Here is a 19,209-nt window from a genome sequence, read left to right on the forward strand (position 1 = left end):
ACGCGACAGCTCCGGAGGAGAACGCTCCGGCCTTGCACCCCCCGTCAAGGCCGGGCGTTCCACCACCTCGGAGGGAACTCGTGACCCCGATCGTGACCATTCCCGCAGCCATCGGCTCGCCTGGCTACTCCTCGGAGCTGCCGCGCGAGGATCAGTCCGTACCCCTGGCCCGCTCGCTAGTCCGCTCCGCCCTGAGCGCATGGACCTTGGACGACTGGGCCGGGGTGGCGGAGCTCGTCGTGTCGGAGTTGGCCACGAACGCGGTCAAGCACGGTGCCGGGCCATGGATAACGGTGCGTGTGACTCGATCGAGGGACGACCGCGTTCGCGTCTCCGTGACGGACGGGTCGTTGGCGATGCCGACTCTCAAGCGGCCGTCGCCCGACTCGGTGAGTGGCCGCGGGCTGCTCCTCGTCAACGAGATGACGAACGACTGGGGGACAGACCTTTCCCGCCGGGCCAAGACGGTCTGGGCCGAGATCGAAGTGACTGAAGCGCCCTACGAGTCGTGAGGGGAGAACGGTGGTCGACGACAGCGAGATCGTGAAGACGATCAACAAGTACATGCACGGAAATCCGAGTGCGCAACACGTGCTTATGCCCCTCTACGACGCCTTGCGCGATCACGCGGCGCGTCGCGGCCAGTGCTCGCACAACAACCGGTGTCCCATCGTGAAGGCGGGGGCGCTCCTCGTGGACGAGCGCGAGCGCGTCCTCGCTCTGAAGAACGGAACGGGGTGGTCCTTTGCCGAAGGAGAGCCCGAGCCCGGCGACACCACCCTGGGCGAGACGGCCTTGCGCGTTCTGCGCGAGCACGCGGGCGTCTACGACGTATGGACCATGCCGGAGTTGGAGGACCAGCCCCTCATCATCGACGTGATGCCCGCCGACCCCGAGGACGGACCACGGGTGCGGGTGGGATTCCGCTACCTCTTCCGGACTCACTCCGGCGCCGTCCTCCCCACCATGATCGAAAGCGGACTGGCACGCTGGCGCCCCCTGGACGAGGTCAACCCGCTGATCGCCGAGCGGCTCCAGGAATGCATGGCGGTCGCACTGTGAGCCAGCGAAGGCAGCAGATCGCCTACATCGTGGCCCTCGCGGTGATTGGCGGCGGCCTGCTCTGGGCGGTGTTCGGCGGCGGCCGTGGCTAGACCGCACGGCGTGCCGGCCGCAGCCCTCGCATTCCCTGCCTATCCGTTCGAAGTGCAGCAAGGCGACTTCGTACACGCCGAAGGCGCGTACCGCGAAGTGGTCGACATGCGGCGCGCGGGGCCGAGGTTCAAGACCTTGATCTTCCGCGACAACACGCTCTGGCTCATGAGTCAGCAGCACGTCATCTACCGGCCCGTCCTCCCGGACGACCAGTAGGTGACCCACAGATTTCCCGCCGGGTCCCCGGTCGGGATTCCCCCAGCACGGAAGGAGCACGACCATGGACAACCTGATCGTCTCGAAGCGCAGCGTGAAGGGCGCCACCACTCAGGACCGCCTCGGCGACGGTGGCGGCACCGGCAAGGGCGACGGCAACGACTAACGCCGTCGATGATCGCCCCCTTTGATGCGGCGATCCGGAGCCTCGGCGAGGACTTCCTCGCCGGGGCCTTCGGCCGCTCCTATCAGCACTGGTCACAGGCTGCGCACCTTTCCGGCCTGTTCGCGTGGGACGACCTGAACGAGATCCTCACCCGGCACCAGCTCGACGCCCCCAGGCTGCGACTGTTCAAGTCGGGCGAGCAGGTCCCCACGCACCTCTACACCCGCACCTCGGTCACCAAGCGCCACCAGGTCCGCCGTCACATCGAGCCCGGCAACCTGCACAAGCAGATCACCGAAGGGGCCTCTCTGGTCCTGGACTCCTTGGAGGGCCTGCACCCCGGCGTCGAGTCGCTCGCCGAAGTCCTGGAGCGGCACTTCCGCACCGATGTCCAAATCAACATGTACGCCTCGTGGACGCCGACGGAGGGGTTCGGCGTGCACTGGGACGACCACGATGTTGTGGTGTTCCAGCTCGAAGGATCGAAGCGGTGGAAGCTCTACGGGCCGACCCGGAGTGATCCCCTTCGCATCGACGTGGAGGCACCCGAGGAGCCCGAGGGCGAACCGCTGCACGAGATCGTGCTCCAGGCCGGGGACATGCTGTACCTGCCTCGCGGCTGGTGGCACGCGGTCGCGGCGACCGAAGGCCGGTCGCTGCACCTAACGTGTGGGCTCACGCCGACAACCGGCCACCACCTCCTCACGTGGGTCGCCGGTCAGCTCCTCTCCGCTCCTGCGGTCCGCGCGACGCTTCCCCTCCACAGTTCCCCCGAGGATCAGGAGGCATATGTCGAGGAGCTGCGCACGGAGCTCACGAAGGCCCTGCATCCCAGCGTGCTCGGCGAGTACATCGACGCCATGGACGCACGCGACCCCGGCCGCCCGGCGCCTTCGCTCCCGTACGTTGGCGGCGTCCCGGCCGAGGGGCAAATCACCGTCCGCCTCACCACTGCGCGGGCCGCTCTCCGCCCCGGCGAGGAACCCGACACGGTCGTCTTCCGAGCCGCCGGAGAGGAATGGGTGCTCCGCGACGAAATCGCCCCGGCGCTGGAATCGTTGATGGAGGGGAGCCCGATGTCTCTCGGGAAGTTGGCCGCTACCTCCGGCCTTTCCCTGGAGACTGTTGCAGCCCTCGCCAACGAGCTCGTCTCTAACGATGCCGCCGCCGTGACCTGAGAAGGTGAAGTCAAATGTTCCCCGCACCACCGCCCCCCGTTGCCGACCGGATGACAGCCGCATTCGGTGAGGCCGCCAGGCTTCACGGCGCGACCGGGATTCCGCGGGTGTGGGGGCATGAAGGCCGCACCCTCTCGGGACCGGCCGGGGACCACTGGCTCAGGCTGGTGTGCGCCCCGGCCGGCAAGGGCAACGGAAAGCTGTGGGAAGGCCCCTCCAAGAGCCGGGCGCTACCCAGAACGGTCCGGCGTCCTCGGCTGCTCAACGTCGCAAACTGGTCTGCGGACCACCGCCAGTACCGCGCGGAGCTGTACGAGCACGTGGGCCGCGCCGTATCACCCACGCCCGTGATCACCGACGTGCCCGAGCTCCCGAGCGGCTGGTGGGGTGAACTGCGGGAGTCCCTCGACGCACTATCGGCCGTACGAACCAAGCGTGTCGCCGTCCGCGAGGAGTACATCCGCCGAGCCGTCCCCCAGTTCACCGGACACGGCGTCGACGGGATCGAGTGGAGGACGGCGCACGGTGACGTGCACTGGTCGAACGTGTCCGGCCCATCTCTGAAGCTGCTCGATTGGGAGGGGTGGGGCGCCGCACCGCTGGGCTACGACGCCACCTGTCTCTACCTGCACTCGCTTCATGTTCCGGACGTGGCGCACCGCGTCTGGAAGGAGTTGGCCGACGTTCTTGATTCCCCGGCCAGTCGCGTCGGTCAGCTCGTCGCCTGCGCGGAGATCCTCCAAGCCGCCCCGCGCGTCGACTTCTACGGCGAGCTCGCCGACGCCGTACGGCACCACCTCGCGACGTTGGGCAGCCCGTAGGCCGGTCAGAGGCCATGGGAGTCCGCGAGATCTTCGACGGCCTCCCGGACGGCCTTGTCCTCGGCCCGCCTTCCGTCGCTGGCCTCCAAAACTGCATCGACAACTTCGTTCACAGCCACTCGCGGAACGTCGTCTGGGTCGTGCACGATCGCCGTACTCTCCGACTTCACGACGCCCGTCTCTGGGTGCGTCACGGTCGTCGTAATCGTGCACGGCTTCCGCTCTCCGGGTCGCGACTCCTCGACGGGTACCTCCGCCTCGACGGTGACAGCCACGTCGTCGCTGACCGTCGTGGAGCCCGTGACCGTGACCGTGTCGGTTACCGGGTCAGGCTCGGACACCTCAAGCTCGACATCGGCGCCGTACATGCTCAGGTCTGCCAGGAAGGCACGGAACGGGTTGAAGGGCCCGAGAACATCCTCGATCGGGTCCGGGATCTGGTCCTTGAGCTCCTGCTCGAAGACATCGGCGACTGATGGCTTCTCACGCTTCTCCGGCGGGCGGCCCTGCCCCTTCCCGTCCCCCGCTTGCCGTTCCTCGTCCCGTCGTCCCTGAGTGCCGGCGCCTTCACGTCGCCCCTGGTTCACCGGCTTGCCGCCACCCGCGCTTCGAGCTGGGGCGTCTACCGATGCGTGGTCGACCTCGGTAGGTGCAACCTTCCGGTAGACGGGCTGGCGTGCGCTCCCGTCCGCCAAGACGGTGTCCTCGCCGACAGTCTCATCCGCGCCGTACGCAAGATCGTGCGCCGCTTCCTTCGGCATCCCCCGGCGCATGGCCTCGGCCACAACGGCGCGGCGCTGCTCCTCGGTCAATGGGACACCCGCGATGCCGCCGTGCCCGTCGAAGTACGTGGGGACATACCCGTCGCGCTCGTCACCGCTGAAGACCGGCGCGGGCTGCGCCTGCCCCTTCGAGGGGACCGCCTCTTCGCCCGTCTCCACGTTGTTGCCGGGCATGTCGGCCTCAGCGGGCCCATGGTCAGGCACGGCGGCGAAGGGGGTCCTTTTCGCTGCCTGCCCGTGACCGTCCTCGACGACCGCCATGGTTCCCGTGAAGACGACGGCGGTGGCCAGTAGGCCGTATCCGAGAGCCGCTGACGCCCGATGCTCGTGGCCTCGCTCGGGTATGGCGAGCAGGTCGACAAACGCGGACTTCATGCGGCTGGACAAGGCAGTCCTCCCCCTTCGGAACGTCATGTTCCGCCAGTAGAACATGGAACGCCTGTTCGAGAGCAAGGAGTATTTGAGTGCCTTCCGGTCTCATCCTTCAGTCGTACAGAAAGCGGACATAAGGAGGATGCGGACGGCCCGCGAGACGCTCTCCAAGACAGGCAGAGTCACCCAGCACCGATCCAGCACGGTGCAGGTGATGAGGGGTGATGACAGGTGACGAGGTGTCAGATTATCCAGCACCGATCCAGCACGGGAAAAACTTAGGGGCCCAGCCTCGAAAGGCTGGACCCCTTCTGACCTGCATGTTTGCCAGATCAGCGACGTGGTGGTATGTCACCCACTACACATTGAAGCGGAACTCCACCACATCCCCGTCCTGCATCACATACTCCTTACCCTCCATCCGCGCCTTCCCCTTCGCGCGGGCCTCGGCGACCGAGCCGGTTTCGATGAGGTCGTGGAAGGAGATGACTTCCGCCTTGATGAAGCCCTTCTGGAAGTCGGTGTGGATGACACCGGCCGCCTCGGGGGCCGTGGCGCCCTTCTTGATGGTCCAGGCGCGGGCTTCCTTCGGGCCGGCCGTCAGGTACGTCTGGAGGCCCAGGGTGTCGAAGCCGACGCGGGCGAGGGTGGCCAGGCCCGGCTCTTCGGCGCCGACGGACTGGAGGAGCTCAAGGGCGTCCGCCTCGTCCAGCTCGGCCAGGTCCTGCTCCAGCTTGGCGTTGAGGAAGATCGCCTCGGCGGGGGCCACCAGGGCGCGCTGCTCGGCCTTGAAGGCGTCGTCGGTGAGCTCGTCCTCGTCGACGTTGAAGACGTAGAGGAACGGCTTCGCCGTCAGGAGGTGCAGGTCGTGGAGGAGCTCCGCCTTCTCCGAGCCCTGGACGATCCCGGCCGAGAACAGCGTGTCGCCCTTCTCCAGGATCTCCTTGGCCTCCTCGACCGCCGCCACCTTGGGGGCGACGTCCTTCTTGATCCGGGACTCCTTCTGGAGGCGCGGCAGGACCTTCTCGATGGTCTGGAGGTCGGCGAGGATCAGCTCGGTGTTGATGGTCTCGATGTCGTCCTTCGGAGACACCTTGCCGTCGACGTGGACGACGTTCTCGTCCTTGAAGGCGCGGATGACCTGGCAGATCGCGTCCGACTCGCGGATGTTCGCGAGGAACTTGTTGCCCAGGCCCTCGCCCTCGCTGGCGCCCCGCACGATGCCGGCGATGTCGACGAAGTCGACCGTCGCCGGGAGCACGCGCTGCGAGCTGAAGACCTCGGCGAGCTTGTGGAGCCGGGCGTCCGGGACGCCCACGACGCCGACGTTCGGCTCGATGGTGGCGAACGGGTAGTTGGCCGCCAGTACGTCGTTCTTGGTCAGGGCGTTGAACAGGGTCGACTTGCCGACATTCGGCAGACCGACGATTCCGATCGTGAGCGACACGTTGGCGACTTCCCGGTACGAGGGTGATGGTCCGTCCGCCCCCGGGGCGGGGGCCGACGCCCCCGCGGATGGGGGCCGACTCACCAGTTTACGGGCGCGCCGTGGTGTCGGCGACGGCCCTCGTCGGGTCCGCTCCCGGCGCCTCCCTACCGCCCCAAGGGTCGGTTTCGCGTCGAACGCAACGCCAAGCTCACCCAAAGGGCGTGTCCCACGGGTCGTTCCTCCCCTGTTGCGACCTACGTTGGTGCGGTGGAGCAATACAGGACGCGCACCCCGCAGCCCGGACAGCGAGCACGCACCGCCGGTGGCCCGGCCGCGGGCGCGCCCAGCCGTACCCCCGGCCGGGCCGCCCCGCTCGGACCGCCCGTCCCCGCCGGGGAGGCGGCGGCCGTGTACCGGGTGGCGGCCCGGCCCGCCCCGCCGTTCGTCCTCGCCCTGCGCCGGCTCCCCCAGCCGCGCCTGACCAGCCTCGGCGGCGGGCTCTTCTCCGCCGCCGTGATGTTCCTGCTCGGCTGCCTGGACTGGCTTCTCTTCGACGGCTCGCCCGCCGTGTACGGCGTGCTGTTCCTGCCGGTGAGCGCCGTCACCGCGCTCTGGGTGCGCCCGGCCGACCTGGTCAGCGCTCCCATCAGTGTCCCGATCGCCTTCGCCTTCGGCATCGTGCCCATCGCGGGCGGCTCCGGCGGCGTCGGCGGCCAGGCCATGGCCGTGGTCACCGCGCTGGCGCTGCATGCCGGCTGGCTGTACGGCGGGACGCTGGTGGCGGGTGTGATCGCGAGCGTACGGAAGCTGCGGCTGATGGGGCGGCGGCGTGCCGCCCGCCCGGCCGGACCCGCATCCCGGCGCTAGAGCCGCCCACCCGGCAGGGCCCGTCACCCCGGCGCCAGAGGTGCCCGCCCGCCAGGGACCCTCACCCCGGCGCCGGAGGCGCCCGAGCCTGCCGGGTCCGTCACCCCGGCGCGAGAGCCCCCCGAGCCCGCTGGCCGCGTACCCCGGAGCCAGGATCCGTGCGGCCCCGCCGATGTCGGGTCGGATGAGGGCCCGCAGGGGCCCCGGGGCACGCCCGTCACGAGCCCTGGGTGGGCGCAGCCGTCCAGGACCCGGGGCACGCCCGTCTTCGGCGCGCCCCGGGCCCGGTCGGCCTCGCCCTACCGCAGGTACCTCATCGCCCTACCGCGGGCCCCTCATCGCCCCGCGGGACCATCGCCGCCTACCGCAAGCCCGCCGTCATCGCCGCCCCCACGATCCCCGCGTTGTTCTGCAGCTCCGCCGGGACGATCTCCGCCCGGATGCCCTCGATCAGCGGCAGGAACTTCTCCGCCTTGCGGCTCACCCCGCCGCCGATGATGAAGAGCTCCGGCGAGAACAGCATCTCCACATGGGCCAGATACTTCTGGACGCGGTGGGCCCAGTGGGACCAGCTCAGGTCCTCGTCCTCCTTGACCTTGGTCGACGCGCGCTTCTCCGCGTCGTGGCCGTGCAGCTCGAGGTGGCCCAGCTCGGTGTTGGGCACGAGGCGGCCGTCGAGGAAGAGGGCGCTGCCGATGCCCGTGCCGAACGTCAGCAGGATCACCGTGCCCTTGCGGCCGCGGCCCGCGCCGAAGCTCATCTCGGCCACGCCCGCCGCGTCCGCGTCGTTCATCACCGTCACCGGGAGGCCGCCCAGGCGGTCGGTGAGCAGGGCGGCGCCGTCCACGCCTATCCAGGCCTTGTCGACGTTGGCCGCCGTTCTGACCGTATTCCCCGTGACGACACCCGGGAAGGTGACGCCTACCGGGCCCGACCAGCCGAATTGGGCGACCACCTCCGCGACGCCCTCCGCCACCGCCTCCGGCGTCGCGGGGTGCGGGGTGAGGACCTTGAACCGCTCCTGGGTCAGGTCGCCGCGCTCCAGGTCCACGGGAGCACCCTTGATCCCGGACCCGCCGATGTCCACTCCGAACACGTTCATGGACCCCACGTTACGGGCGGGCACCGACAGTCACCCACACAACCGCCTGACCAGCGCTAATTCCCGGACAACTCCGCGGCCTCGGCGCGCAGATCGCGGCGCAGCTCCTTCGGCAGCGAGAACGTGATCGACTCCTCCGCGGCCTTGACGATCTCCACGTCCTCGAAGCCGCGCTGGGCGAGCCACTCCAGGACGCCGTCGACCAGGACCTCGGGGACGGACGCGCCGGAGGTGAGGCCGACCGTGGTCACGCCCTCCAGCCACGCCTCGTCGATCTCGTCGGCGAAGTCCACCAGGTGGGCGTCGCGCGCGCCCGCGCCGAGGGCGACCTCGACGAGGCGGACCGAGTTCGAGGAGTTCTTGGAGCCGACGACGATGACCAGGTCCGCGTCCTCGCCCATCTGCTTCACCGCGATCTGGCGGTTCTGCGTGGCGTAGCAGATGTCGTCGCTCGGCGGGGAGACCAGCAGCGGGAACTTCTGCTTGAGGGCGTCAACCGTCTCCATGGTCTCGTCGACCGAGAGGGTGGTCTGGGAGAGCCAGACGACCTTCGACTCGTCGCGCACCTCCACGTTCGCCACGTCCTTGGGGCCGTCGACCAGCGTGATGTGGTCGGGGGCCTCACCGGAGGTGCCGATGACCTCTTCGTGACCCTCGTGGCCGATCAGGAGGATGTCGTAGTCCTCCTTGGCGAAGCGGACGGCCTCCTTGTGCACCTTGGTGACCAGGGGGCAGGTCGCGTCGATGGTGGCGAGCTTGCGCTCGGCCGCCTCCTCGTGGACGGTCGGCGCCACCCCGTGCGCCGAGAACATGACGATCGAGCCCTCGGGGACCTCCGCCGTCTCCTCGACGAAGATCGCGCCCTTCTTCTCCAGCGTCTGCACGACGTACTTGTTGTGGACGATCTCGTGGCGTACGTAGATCGGCGATCCGTACTGCTCCAGGGCCTTCTCGACGGCGATCACGGCGCGGTCCACGCCCGCGCAGTAGCCACGGGGTGCTGCGAGCAGGACACGGCGGGCAGGCGTTGCAGTCATGCGGTCCATGGTACGGCCGGGGTCCGACACCCCTGGCCTGCCCGGCGGGCCAAAGATCGTCCGGCCTACGACACTGGCCGCATGGGTGCGCATCTCGAAGAAGGCGCGGCAGGCGCGGCGAGCGGGCCGAACGGGCCGCGGGAGCCGCGGGACGGCGGCGGGCTGCGGCGCAGCCTGGGCTTCCGCGACCTGGTGGTGTACGGGCTGCTGTTCATCGCCCCCATGGCGCCCGTCGGCATCTTCGGCACGCTCGACGCCAAGTCGCACGGCGCGGTGGCCCTGGTCTACGTCGTGTCGACGGTCGCCATGGCGTTCACCGCGTCCAGCTACGCCCAGATGGTGCGCGTCGTCCCGCAGGCGGGCTCGGTCTTCGCCTACGCGCGCGCGGGTCTCGGCGAGGGGGCCGGGTTCGTGGCGGGCTGGATGGCGATGCTCGACTACCTGCTGATCCCGGCCGTCGCGTACCTCTTCTCGGGGATCGCGATGCACTCGCTGGTCCCGGAGGTGTCCCGGTGGGTGTGGACCGCGCTGGCCGTGGTGATCACCACCGCGCTCAACCTCTGGGGCGTACGGGCGGCGGCGCGGGTCGGGTTCGCGGTGCTGGCGATGGAGATCGCGGTCCTGCTGGTGTTCGTGGCCGCCGCGTGCGTTGTGCTCGTACGGGACGGGGCGCGGCGCGACTGGCTGTCACCACTGGCCGGGGACGCGGGATTCTCGCTCGCGGCGGTGCTCGGCGCGGTCTCGGTGGCGGTGCTCTCGTATCTGGGCTTCGACGCCATCGCCTCCTTCGCGGAGGAGGTCACGGGAGGCTCGGAGAAGGTCGCGCGCGCGGTGCTGTTCTGTCTGGCGCTGGCGGGCGCGCTGTTCGTGGCGCAGACGTATCTCGCGGCGCTCCTGGAGCCGGCGCCGTCGGCCGCGCTGGCGGCCGATCCGGTCCGCCAGGGTTCGGCCTTCTACGACACCGTGGAGGCCTCCGTCGGCACCTGGCTGCACGATCTGGTGGCGGTGAGCAAGGCGATCGGGGCGGCGTTCGCGGCGCTGGCCGGGCAGGCCGCGGCGGGGCGGCTGGTGTTCGCGATGGCGCGCGAGCGGCGGCTGCCGAGGGTCCTGGCGCGTACCGACTCGGGCGTACCGCGAGCGGCGCTGCTGGTGGCGGCGGTGGTGACGCTGGTGGCGGCGGTCTGGGCGGCCCGGCGCGACGACGGCATGGACCATCTGGTGTCGGTGGTCGACATGGGCGCGCTGACGGCGTTCCTGCTGCTGCACGCCTCGGTGATCGCCTGGTACGCGGTACGGCGCCGCGGGGGCGCGCCGAACTGGCTGACGCACGTGGTGCTGCCGCTGCTGGGCGCGGCGGTGATCGTGGCGGTGATGTGGGAGGCGACCCGTACGGCGCAGGTGGTCGGTCTCATCTGGCTGGTGCTGGGCGTCGGGGTGCTGATGGTGCAGGGGGCGGAACGTTTCGGCCGGGTGCGCTAGCCGAGCGGCGGGCGCGGGGTTCGCGGCCGGGTGTCAGTGGGGGCCGTTAGCCTGCGTGCATGGGTCTGAATACGAGTGCGCAGGCGCCGCTGCCGGTCGGTGAGGTGTCGCGGCTCATCGGCGGCTGGATCGACCGGCTGGGGGCGGTGTGGGTCGAGGGGCAGATCACCCAGCTCTCGCGGCGGCCGGGCGCGGGGGTGGTGTTCCTGACCCTGCGCGACCCGTCGCACGACATCTCGGTCTCGGTGACCTGCTACCGGCAGGTGTTCGACGCGGTGGCGGACGTGGTGGCCGAGGGCGCCCGGGTCGTGGTGCACGCGAAGCCGGAGTGGTACGCGCCGAGGGGCCAGCTGTCGCTGCGGGCCGCGGAGATACGGCCCGTCGGCATCGGGGAGCTGCTCGCCCGCCTGGAGCAGTTGAGGAAGTCGCTCGCGGCGGAGGGGCTGTTCGCGCTCGACCGCAAGCGGCCGCTGCCGTTCCTGCCGCAGCTGGTGGGGCTGGTCGTCGGCCGCGCCTCGGCGGCCGAGCGGGACGTGCTGGAGAACGCGCGGCGGCGCTGGCCCGCGGTGCGCTTCGAGGTGCGCAACGTGGCGGTGCAGGGGGTGCACGCGGTACCGCAGGTCGTCGAGGCGGTGCGGGAGCTGGACGGGCTCGCCGAGGTCGATGTGATCATCGTGGCGCGGGGCGGCGGCAGCGTCGAGGACCTGCTGCCGTTCTCCGACGAGCAGCTGGTACGGACGGTGGCCGCGTGCCGTACGCCGGTGGTCTCGGCGATCGGGCACGAGCCGGACTCGCCGCTGCTCGACCTGGTCGCGGATCTGCGGGCGTCGACGCCCACGGACGCGGCGAAGAAGGTCGTCCCCGACGTCGGGGAGGAGCTGGACCGGGTCAGGATGCTGCGGGACCGGGCCCGGCGCCATGTCGTCGGCCTCGTCGACCGGGAGGAGCGGGGGCTGGCCGGGATGCTCGCCCGCCCCTGGATGGACCGGCCGCACCGGATGGTGGAGGACCGGGCGGACGAGGTGGACGCGCTGGTGAACCGCTCGCGCCGGGTCCTGGGCCATCTGCTGGACCGGGCCGACTCCGAGCTCGCCCACACCCGCGCGCGCGTGGTCGCGCTGTCGCCGGCGGCGACGCTGGAGCGCGGGTACGCGGTGCTCCAGCGGGCGGACGGGGCGGTGGTGCGGGCCCCGGGGGAGGTCGCCGGGGGCGAGGAGTTGCGGGCCAGGGTGGCCGAGGGGGAGTTCACGGTTGTCGTCGGGACGGATGCGTAGGGTGACGGGTATGGCAGCGAAGGTTGGTTCGGGTGGGGGCGGCGAAGAGGGTGCGGGTTCGGGGGCCGGGCCGGGCTCGGGCCCGGTGGACGGTGAGGCCGGTGCGGGGGGCCTGTCCGGGGCGTCGGCCGGGGCGCCGTCCGGGGCGTCGTCCGGGGCGTCGGCCTCGTCCGAGTCGCTCGGGTACGAGCAGGCTCGGGACGAGCTGATCGACGTCGTACGGCGGCTGGAGGCCGGGGGGACGACTCTGGAGGAGTCGCTGGCGCTGTGGGAGCGGGGGGAGGTGCTGGCGAAGGTGTGCCGGCGGTGGCTGGAGGGGGCTCGGGCGCGGTTGGATGCGGCGCTGGAGGCAGAGGGGTGAGGGGTGCCCCTCCCCGCCCCTTCCCCAAACCCTCCGGGGGTGGGGCGGAAGGCGGTTTCCCGGGGGGTCCGCCCCCGGGTCCCCTTGAGCGGGACCTGCGGCCCCTGAACCCGCCGCCCGGTGAAGCCGGGCCGTCCTACGGCCCCTGCGCCCCTGAAGGGGGGTCTGTGGCCCCCCTCAGGCTTATGCGCGAGGGTTGGTGGGGATGGGTGGGGGTTGCTGGAGCCACGCCCCCGGACCTGAAGCGGGGGCTCTCCCCCAGCACCCCTGGCGGAGCCTGCGACCCACGCGCCCCGTGCAGGCGCGGGGATGGGTGAGGGCCCCGGTGGGGCCATGCCCCGGACCCCGAGCGCGGGGGCCACGCGCCCGGACCCGAGGCGACGGCTCTGCCCCTTGCACCCCTCCCCTGGCGGGGCCTGCGGCCCCCGCACCCCGCTCCGGCGCTCCGCCCCGCTCCTCAAACGCCGCAGGGGCAGAACCACTCCCGCCCGAAGCAACCGGAATACAGCACCCCCAACCCCCCAAGGGGCGCGGGGAACTGCGCGAGCAGCCCAGCACGACCCGCAGCCGAAAACCGGGCCCCAAAGAGGCGCGGGGAACTGCGCGAGAAGCGACCACGCCCCGCAGACGACCGCTGGTCTGCAGGGGCGCGGGGAACTGCGCAACCAGCCCACCGCCCCGCAGACAAACACCCGGCCCAGACCCGAAAGGGGCGCGGGGAACTGCGCGGCCAGCCGCCGGTCGCCCGCAGGCGAACGTCCGGTCGGCCTCAGCCCACCCCCACCATGGCCGAAAATCGTCCCCCCTGTGAGGCCGATCACCCCACCCCCCACTTAGTTGAAAGTTAACCTATCCCCGTCGTACGGTGACACCACCGCTTGATCCCCACAAGCGGAATCCCCGTAAGTCCGGAAGGTTCGTTATGTCTCTCGTCCTTGACCCCGCCGCCCAGGACCTCCTCTTCCGTGAGGCCCGTACCGCCAACACGTTCGCCGAGGAGCCGGTCAGCGAGGAGCAGGTGCAGGCGATCTACGATCTGGTCAAGTTCGGGCCCACCGCCTTCAACCAGACGCCGCTGCGCATCGTGCTGGTGCGTTCCGCCGAGGCGCGGGAGCGGCTCGTGGCGCACATGTCCGAGGGCAACCGGGCCAAGACCGCCACCGCCCCCCTGGTCGCGATCCTCGCCGCCGACAACGAGTTCCACCAGGAGCTGCCGAAGCTGTTCCCGGCCTTCCCGCAGGCCGCCGACGTGTTCTACAGCGAGCGCCCGGCCCGTGAGAACGCCGCCGGTCTGAACGCCGCGCTCCAGGCCGCGTACTTCATCGTCGGTGTCCGCGCCGCCGGGCTCGCCGCCGGTCCCATGACCGGCTTCGACGCCGCCGGGATCCAGAAGGAGTTCCTGGACGACGACCACACCCCGCTGATGGTCGTCAACATCGGCAAGCCGGGCGAGGGCGCCTCGTACCCGCGCAGCCCGCGGCTGTCCTACGACGAGGTCGTCACCACCGTCTGAGCCGGGGGCCGACACCTCAGAGGTCGATACGGCGAAGGCCGCCGCACCCCCCGCTCGGGGTGCGGCGGCCTTCGCCGTGCCGGGGCCAGGCCGGGACCGGGGCCAAGGGCCAGGACCGGGGACGGAGGGGCCCTCAGGCCTTCTTCAGCTCCAGCGCCGCCGCCATCCGCTCCAGCTGCGCGAAGCCCGCCGTGCCGGTCACCACGGTCGTGGAGCCCTTGTCCTCGCGGACGAGCGCGTCGTACTTGGGGCCTTCCCAGCGGCGCCAGGTCGCGCCCGCGATCTGCTGGGTGTGCTCGGTCTTCGCCGCCTTCTTGGCGACGGACTTCACGAACTTGTCGTGGTCGGGCGCCGAGGACTGCTCGATCGCCACGTACTCCTTGTCCGGGTCCAGGAAGCCCAGGTGCCAGGCGTTGTCGGCCTGGCCGTCGTAGGTGACCGAGGTCGCCTTCCACTTGTCCTGGTCGGGCAGCCCGACCGGCGCCGCCACCGGGTACGGCGCGGCGCGCCGGACCGTCAGGAGCTCGACCCGGTAGTCGACCGCCTTGACCGGATCCTTCTTCCCGTCGTGCGGGACGAACATGTAGATCACAGCCACGGCGATACCGATCACCGCCAACGACTGCAGCATGTTCCGCACACTCTGCTTGCCACGTGTTCCTGCCACGCACCCATGGTCTCAGGTCATGTCGCTGCTCATACGTGGCCCCCACTGCTCATTTTGTCGACGTGACGATAGAGTCCAAGCACCCTCTTTTCCCGGCCGTCGCCGTACAGAAAGGTGCGCTCCGATGACCGAGCACAACTTGCCGCCCCAACTCGAGGTCTCGCCCGAGGCCCCCGACCGCAACCTCGCCCTGGAACTGGTCCGGGTCACCGAGGCCGCCGCCATGGCCGCCGGCCGCTGGGTCGGGCGCGGCGACAAGATCGGCGCCGACGGCGCCGCGGTCAACGCCATGCGCACCCTCGTCTCCACCGTCTCCATGAACGGCGTCGTCGTCATCGGGGAAGGCGAGAAGGACGAGGCCCCGATGCTCTACAACGGCGAGCGCATCGGCGACGGCACCGGCCCCGAGGTCGACATCGCCGTCGACCCCATCGACGGCACCACGCTGAACGCCAAGGGCATGCCCAACGCGATCGCCGTCCTGGCCGCCGCCGACCGCGGTGCCATGTTCGACCCGTCGGCCGTCTTCTACATGGACAAGCTCGTCACCGGCCCCGAGGCCGCCGACTTCGTCGACATCAACGCCCCCGTCTCGGTGAACATCCGCCGCGTCGCCAAGGCGAAGAACTCCTCGCCCGAGGACGTCACCGTCGTCATCCTCGACCGCCCCCGCCACGAGGGCATCGTCAAGGAGATCCGCGAGACCGGCGCCCGCATCAAGTTCATCTCCGACGGCGACGTCGCCGGCTCGATCATGGCCGTGCGCGAAGGCACTGGCGTGGACCTGCTGATGGGCATCGGCGGTACGCCCGAGGGCATCATCTCCGCCTGCGCCATCAAGTGCCTCGGCGGCACCATCCAGGGCAAGCTCTGGCCCAAGGACGACGCCGAGCGGCAGCGCGCGCTGGACGCCGGACACGACCTCGACCGGGTGCTGTCGACCAACGACCTCGTCTCCGGCGACAACGTCTTCTTCGTCGCCACCGGCATCACCGACGGCGAGCTGCTGCGCGGCGTGCGCTACCGGGCCGAGACCGCCACCACGCAGTCGCTGGTCATGCGCTCGAAGTCCGGCACGATCCGCCAGATCGACTCCACCCACCGCCTCTCGAAGCTGCGCGCCTACAGCCAGATCGACTTCGACCGGGCGAAGTAGGACCCCGCCTACTGCGTACGCAACCGAAGGGGCGCCCCCGTTGTGCGGACGGGGGCGCCCCTTCGGTTACGTGCGTAAGCGCGCGTCAGGCGGCGGACGCGGCCTTCTTGAGCTCGACCTCGCGCCGACGCCGACGGGCCAGCACCACGCGCCGCTCAGCCGCTGTCAGGCCGCCCCACACCCCGTACGGCTCGGGCATCAGCAGGGCGTGCTCACGGCACTCGACCATGACCGGGCAGCGGGCGCAGACCCGCTTGGCGGCTTCCTCGCGCGACAGGCGCGCGGCCGTCGGTTCCTTGGAGGGGGCGAAGAACAGCCCCGCCTCGTCCCGGCGGCAGACCGCCTCCGTGTGCCACGGGCCCGCCTGGTCCTCCCGAGCTGGGCCACGCTGCGGCGGGACGGCTACGGCGACCTTCAGGGAATGATGCGGCGGATGCAGCACGGCCAACTCCTGACGACGGCTGACGACGGCTTCGCGAGCGAGCGACGATGCGACAGTCCCTACCCGCTGTACGCGTGCCTATGCACTGAGTTCCGATGTGCGGAAGTGCGAACGTGCGCCAGTGACCGGAAGTGTGCGGGCGCCATGCCTCAGGAGCCGAGGTGTTTGCGCAGGCGGCCGTGGAGGTCGGCGATCCGCTTGCCGCGCTTGGGCTTGGCCTCGATGTTGCCGAATACCGAGTATCCGTTGACGACGACCACAGGCGCCTCGGGGTGCTCGGCCTCCAGCGTGTCGACCTCGAAGTTGCCGAAGATGCCGGTCCCGCTGCCGCGCAGGGTCAGGTTCTCGGGGACACGGACCTCCACGTTGCCGAAGATCGAGGTGGCGTTGATGACCGAAAGCCGCTGTTCGAAGTAGGCCTCGGTGAGATCGATCTCGACGCTGCCGAAGAGCGCGAACGCGTTGGTACGGCGGCCGACGCGCCAGCGTCCCTTGCGGGTCGAGCTGGAGAAGACGGCCACCAGGTTCTCGGCGGCGACCGGCCCGGCGGCCTCGTCCGGAGCGTGTGCGGTCGCATACGCGGGGGCGGGCGAGGCGGCGGAGGGCGCGCCGAAGCGGTGCGCGCCGTCGGCGGGCGCGGGCAGATCCCGTACGAGCGGCTCCAGTTCGCCCACCGTCTTGGCGCGGTAGACGCCGTCGATGCGCTCGGCGTGCTCCTCCGCGTCCAGTCGGCCCTCCGCGAGCGCCTCGCGCAGGATGTCGGCGGCCCGGTCGCGGTCGGCGTCGGAGGCGCGCAGGGGCACGGGCTCCGGCGGCTTCGGGGGCTGCGGCTCGGCGTGCTTCTCCAGGTCCACGGAATCGTCCACGCGGCCAGCGTACCCAAACGCGATAGATCGCGACTAGGGGTTCGCGACAGTCGGCGCGTCAGCGCCCGCCCCCGGTGCGCCCCCCAGGCCCGCCCCCCGGTGCGACCCCCGCGCCGGCCCCGGCCCCGCGCCCGCCTCTCACGCCCCCGCCGCGACTGAGCCCTACCTCACAGAGGTGCCGCCGTGGCGGCGGCATACGCTTGAGGGCGCTGTGCCAATGGAGGTCAGCCGCTGTCTGCCGAGTGAGGAATGGCCGTACACATGCCAGAGTTCGCGTACTCCGATCTGCTCCCCCTGGGAGAGGACAACACGCCCTACCGCCTGGTGACCGCCGAGGGTGTCTCCACCTTCGAGGCCGACGGCCGTACGTTCCTCAAGGTCGAGCCGGAGGCGCTGCGCAAGCTGGCCGCCGAGGCGATCCACGACATCCAGCACTATCTGCGCCCGGCCCACCTGGCCCAGCTGCGCCGGATCATCGACGACCCCGAGGCGTCCAGCAACGACAAGTTCGTGGCGCTCGACCTGCTGAAGAACGCGAACATCGCGGCGGCGGGCGTGCTGCCGATGTGCCAGGACACCGGCACGGCGATCGTGATGGGCAAGCGCGGGCAGAACGTGCTGACCGAGGGCGGCGACGAGGAAGCCCTCTCGCGCGGCATCTTCGACGCGTACACCCAGCTCAACCTGCGGTACTCGCAGATGGCTCCGCTCACCATGTGGGAGGAGAAGAACACCGGCTCGAACCTGCCCGCGCAGATCGAGCTGTACGCGACGGACGGCGGCGCCTACAAGTTCCTCTTCATGGCGAAGGGCGGCGGCTCGGCCAACAAGTCGTTCCTCTACCAGGAGACGAAGGCCGTCCTGAACGAGGCCTCCATGATGAAGTTCCTGGAGGAGAAGATCCGCTCGCTCGGTACGGCGGCCTGCCCGCCCTACCACCTGGCGATCGTGGTCGGCGGCACGTCCGCCGAGTTCGCGCTGAAGACCGCGAAGTACGCCTCCGCGCACTACCTCGACGAGCTGCCGACCGAGGGCTCGGCGACCGGTCACGGCTTCCGTGACACGGAGCTGGAGGAGAAGGTCTTCGAGCTGACGCAGAAGATCGGGATCGGGGCGCAGTTCGGAGGCAAGTACTTCTGCCACGACGTGCGCGTGGTGCGGCTGCCCCGGCACGGCGCCTCGCTGCCGGTCGCGATCGCCGTGTCCTGCTCGGCGGACCGCCAGGCGGTCGCGAAGATCACGGCCGAGGGCGTGTTCCTGGAGGAGCTGGAGAAGGACCCGGCGCGGTTCCTGCCGGACACGACGGACGAGCACCTCGACGAGGCCTCGGACGTGGTGCGGATCGACCTCAACCAGCCGATGGACGACATCCTCGCGGAGCTCACCAAGTACCCGGTCAAGACCCGGCTCTCGCTGACCGGCCCGCTGGTCGTGGCGCGCGACATCGCGCACGCCAAGATCAAGGAGCGGCTGGACGCGGGCGAGGAGATGCCGCAGTACCTCAAGGACCACCCGGTGTACTACGCCGGTCCGGCGAAGACCCCGGAGGGGTACGCGTCGGGGTCCTTCGGACCGACCACGGCCGGGCGGATGGACTCGTACGTGGAGCAGTTCCAGGCGGCGGGCGGGTCCAAGGTGATGCTGGCGAAGGGGAACCGGTCGGCGCAGGTCACTCGGGCGTGTGACGCGCACGGGGGGTTCTATCTCGGGTCGATCGGGGGGCCGGCCGCTCGGCTCGCGCAGGACTGCATCAAGAAGGTGGAGGTCGTCGAGTACGAGGAGCTCGGGATGGAGGCGGTGTGGAGGATCGAGGTGGAGGACTTCCCGGCGTTCATCGTGGTCGATGACAAGGGGAACGATTTCTTTCAGGCTCCGGCTGAGGGGCCTACGTTTTTGAGCATTCCGGTGCGGGGTGGGGGGCAGGGGTAGGGGTTTCCCCGCCCCGCCCCTTCCCTGAACCCTCCGGGGGTGGGGGCGGGTTGAGGTGGTCTCCCGGGGGCTGCGCCCCCGGACCCCCGACTGCGGGGGCTCCGCCCCCTGCACCCCACCCGGGGCTCCGCCCCGGACCCCGCTCCTCAAACGCCGGAGGGGCTGAACCGCTCCCCGGCCCCGGCCACCGAGGGTGCCTCGAAAGCCGAAGTCCGTCTGCGGACCGGCGGGACCTGGCCGCGCAGTTCCCCGCGCCCCTGAGCACCCCGGGGCGCGCCAGCCCGCAGCCGCTCAACCACAGAGCAACCCGTGCCCCAAAGGGGCGCGGGGAACTGCGCGAGCAACCCACCACGGCCCGCAGGTGAACGAGGGGCTTTCAGGGGCGCGGGGAACTGCG

General features: G+C 70.6%; 19 protein-coding genes. 12 read left to right on the forward strand and 7 right to left on the reverse strand.

Features of this window, described 5'->3' with window-relative positions:
* The first annotated feature begins 80 nt into the window (after positions 1-80).
* The 5 genes from ACZ4MU_RS06670 to ACZ4MU_RS06690 all read left to right on the forward strand — a co-directional run bounded on the left by ACZ4MU_RS06670 (position 81) and on the right by ACZ4MU_RS06690 (position 3,536).
* The gene (locus ACZ4MU_RS06670; RefSeq protein ID WP_467871765.1) at positions 81-512 is read left to right on the forward strand and encodes an ATP-binding protein; all 432 of its coding nucleotides are present in this window, start codon (positions 81-83) and stop codon (positions 510-512) included.
* 10 nt (positions 513-522) lie between these two features.
* Positions 523-1,062 (forward strand): NUDIX domain-containing protein, encoded by a 540-nt coding sequence (locus tag ACZ4MU_RS06675; RefSeq protein WP_467871768.1) that lies wholly within the window; start codon positions 523-525, stop codon positions 1,060-1,062.
* 102 nt (positions 1,063-1,164) lie between these two features.
* Positions 1,165-1,371, forward strand: a complete 207-nt coding sequence (locus ACZ4MU_RS06680; protein ID WP_467871771.1) for a hypothetical protein — start codon at positions 1,165-1,167, stop codon at positions 1,369-1,371.
* Between the two features lie 174 nt (positions 1,372-1,545).
* Positions 1,546-2,715 (forward strand): cupin domain-containing protein, encoded by a 1,170-nt coding sequence (locus ACZ4MU_RS06685; protein ID WP_467871773.1) that lies wholly within the window; start codon positions 1,546-1,548, stop codon positions 2,713-2,715.
* Positions 2,716-2,822: 107 nt separating this feature from the next.
* The gene (locus ACZ4MU_RS06690; protein WP_467871776.1) at positions 2,823-3,536 is read left to right on the forward strand and encodes a hypothetical protein; all 714 of its coding nucleotides are present in this window, start codon (positions 2,823-2,825) and stop codon (positions 3,534-3,536) included.
* Positions 3,537-3,541: 5 nt separating this feature from the next.
* On the opposite strand, the gene ACZ4MU_RS06695 is transcribed toward ACZ4MU_RS06690, so the two are convergent.
* On the reverse strand, positions 3,542-4,750 hold the full coding sequence (locus ACZ4MU_RS06695) for a hypothetical protein (RefSeq protein WP_467871779.1): 1,209 nt from the start codon (positions 4,748-4,750) through the stop codon (positions 3,542-3,544).
* Between the two features lie 298 nt (positions 4,751-5,048).
* Positions 5,049-6,137, reverse strand: a complete 1,089-nt coding sequence (ychF, locus tag ACZ4MU_RS06700; protein ID WP_467871782.1) for a redox-regulated ATPase YchF — start codon at positions 6,135-6,137, stop codon at positions 5,049-5,051.
* A gap of 249 nt (positions 6,138-6,386) precedes the next feature.
* Here ychF and ACZ4MU_RS06705 point away from each other — a divergent pair, with 249 nt between their 5' ends.
* Positions 6,387-6,986 carry a DUF6542 domain-containing protein gene (locus ACZ4MU_RS06705; protein ID WP_467871785.1) on the forward strand — a complete coding sequence of 200 codons (600 nt, stop codon included), beginning with the start codon at positions 6,387-6,389 and terminating at the stop codon, positions 6,984-6,986.
* Positions 6,987-7,347: 361 nt separating this feature from the next.
* On the opposite strand, the gene ppgK is transcribed toward ACZ4MU_RS06705, so the two are convergent.
* Together ppgK and ACZ4MU_RS06715 are read right to left on the reverse strand one after the other, a co-directional pair.
* Complete coding sequence (gene ppgK / locus ACZ4MU_RS06710; protein WP_467871787.1) at positions 7,348-8,088, reverse strand: polyphosphate--glucose phosphotransferase; 741 nt, start codon at positions 8,086-8,088, stop codon at positions 7,348-7,350.
* Positions 8,089-8,144: 56 nt separating this feature from the next.
* Positions 8,145-9,134 (reverse strand): 4-hydroxy-3-methylbut-2-enyl diphosphate reductase, encoded by a 990-nt coding sequence (locus tag ACZ4MU_RS06715; protein ID WP_467871790.1) that lies wholly within the window; start codon positions 9,132-9,134, stop codon positions 8,145-8,147.
* Positions 9,135-9,206: 72 nt separating this feature from the next.
* Between ACZ4MU_RS06715 and ACZ4MU_RS06720 the strand changes: the two genes are divergently transcribed.
* From ACZ4MU_RS06720 to ACZ4MU_RS06735, 4 genes are all read left to right on the forward strand, one after another.
* Entirely contained in the window at positions 9,207-10,604 is a 1,398-nt protein-coding gene (locus ACZ4MU_RS06720) for an APC family permease (protein ID WP_467871793.1), read from the forward strand.
* Between the two features lie 59 nt (positions 10,605-10,663).
* Entirely contained in the window at positions 10,664-11,878 is a 1,215-nt protein-coding gene (gene xseA, locus ACZ4MU_RS06725; RefSeq protein ID WP_467871796.1) for an exodeoxyribonuclease VII large subunit, read from the forward strand.
* Between the two features lie 112 nt (positions 11,879-11,990).
* A complete protein-coding gene (locus ACZ4MU_RS06730) occupies positions 11,991-12,239 on the forward strand; it encodes an exodeoxyribonuclease VII small subunit (RefSeq protein WP_467872256.1) in 249 nt (82 codons plus the stop codon).
* A 922-nt stretch (positions 12,240-13,161) separates the two neighbouring features.
* Positions 13,162-13,752: a malonic semialdehyde reductase gene (locus tag ACZ4MU_RS06735; protein WP_467871799.1), complete on the forward strand. Its 591-nt coding sequence runs from the start codon at positions 13,162-13,164 to the stop codon at positions 13,750-13,752.
* Positions 13,753-13,885: 133 nt separating this feature from the next.
* Here ACZ4MU_RS06735 and ACZ4MU_RS06740 read toward each other — a convergent pair whose 3' ends face one another.
* Entirely contained in the window at positions 13,886-14,419 is a 534-nt protein-coding gene (locus ACZ4MU_RS06740) for a DUF4245 domain-containing protein (protein ID WP_365104664.1), read from the reverse strand.
* Positions 14,420-14,543: 124 nt separating this feature from the next.
* Between ACZ4MU_RS06740 and glpX the strand changes: the two genes are divergently transcribed.
* Entirely contained in the window at positions 14,544-15,575 is a 1,032-nt protein-coding gene (gene glpX / locus ACZ4MU_RS06745; protein ID WP_467871802.1) for a class II fructose-bisphosphatase, read from the forward strand.
* A gap of 85 nt (positions 15,576-15,660) precedes the next feature.
* Here the strand turns inward: glpX and ACZ4MU_RS06750 are convergent, their stop codons facing one another.
* Positions 15,661-16,017, reverse strand: coding sequence for a WhiB family transcriptional regulator (locus tag ACZ4MU_RS06750; RefSeq protein ID WP_467871804.1), 357 nt, complete (start codon positions 16,015-16,017; stop codon positions 15,661-15,663).
* A gap of 149 nt (positions 16,018-16,166) precedes the next feature.
* Positions 16,167-16,871, reverse strand: coding sequence for a DUF1707 SHOCT-like domain-containing protein (locus tag ACZ4MU_RS06755; RefSeq protein ID WP_467872259.1), 705 nt, complete (start codon positions 16,869-16,871; stop codon positions 16,167-16,169).
* A 273-nt stretch (positions 16,872-17,144) separates the two neighbouring features.
* Between ACZ4MU_RS06755 and ACZ4MU_RS06760 the strand changes: the two genes are divergently transcribed.
* Positions 17,145-18,812 (forward strand): fumarate hydratase, encoded by a 1,668-nt coding sequence (locus tag ACZ4MU_RS06760; RefSeq protein WP_467871807.1) that lies wholly within the window; start codon positions 17,145-17,147, stop codon positions 18,810-18,812.
* The last annotated feature ends 397 nt before the right edge of the window (positions 18,813-19,209 follow it).

The sequence above is a fragment of the Streptomyces sp. NPDC026377 genome (assembly GCF_055567715.1).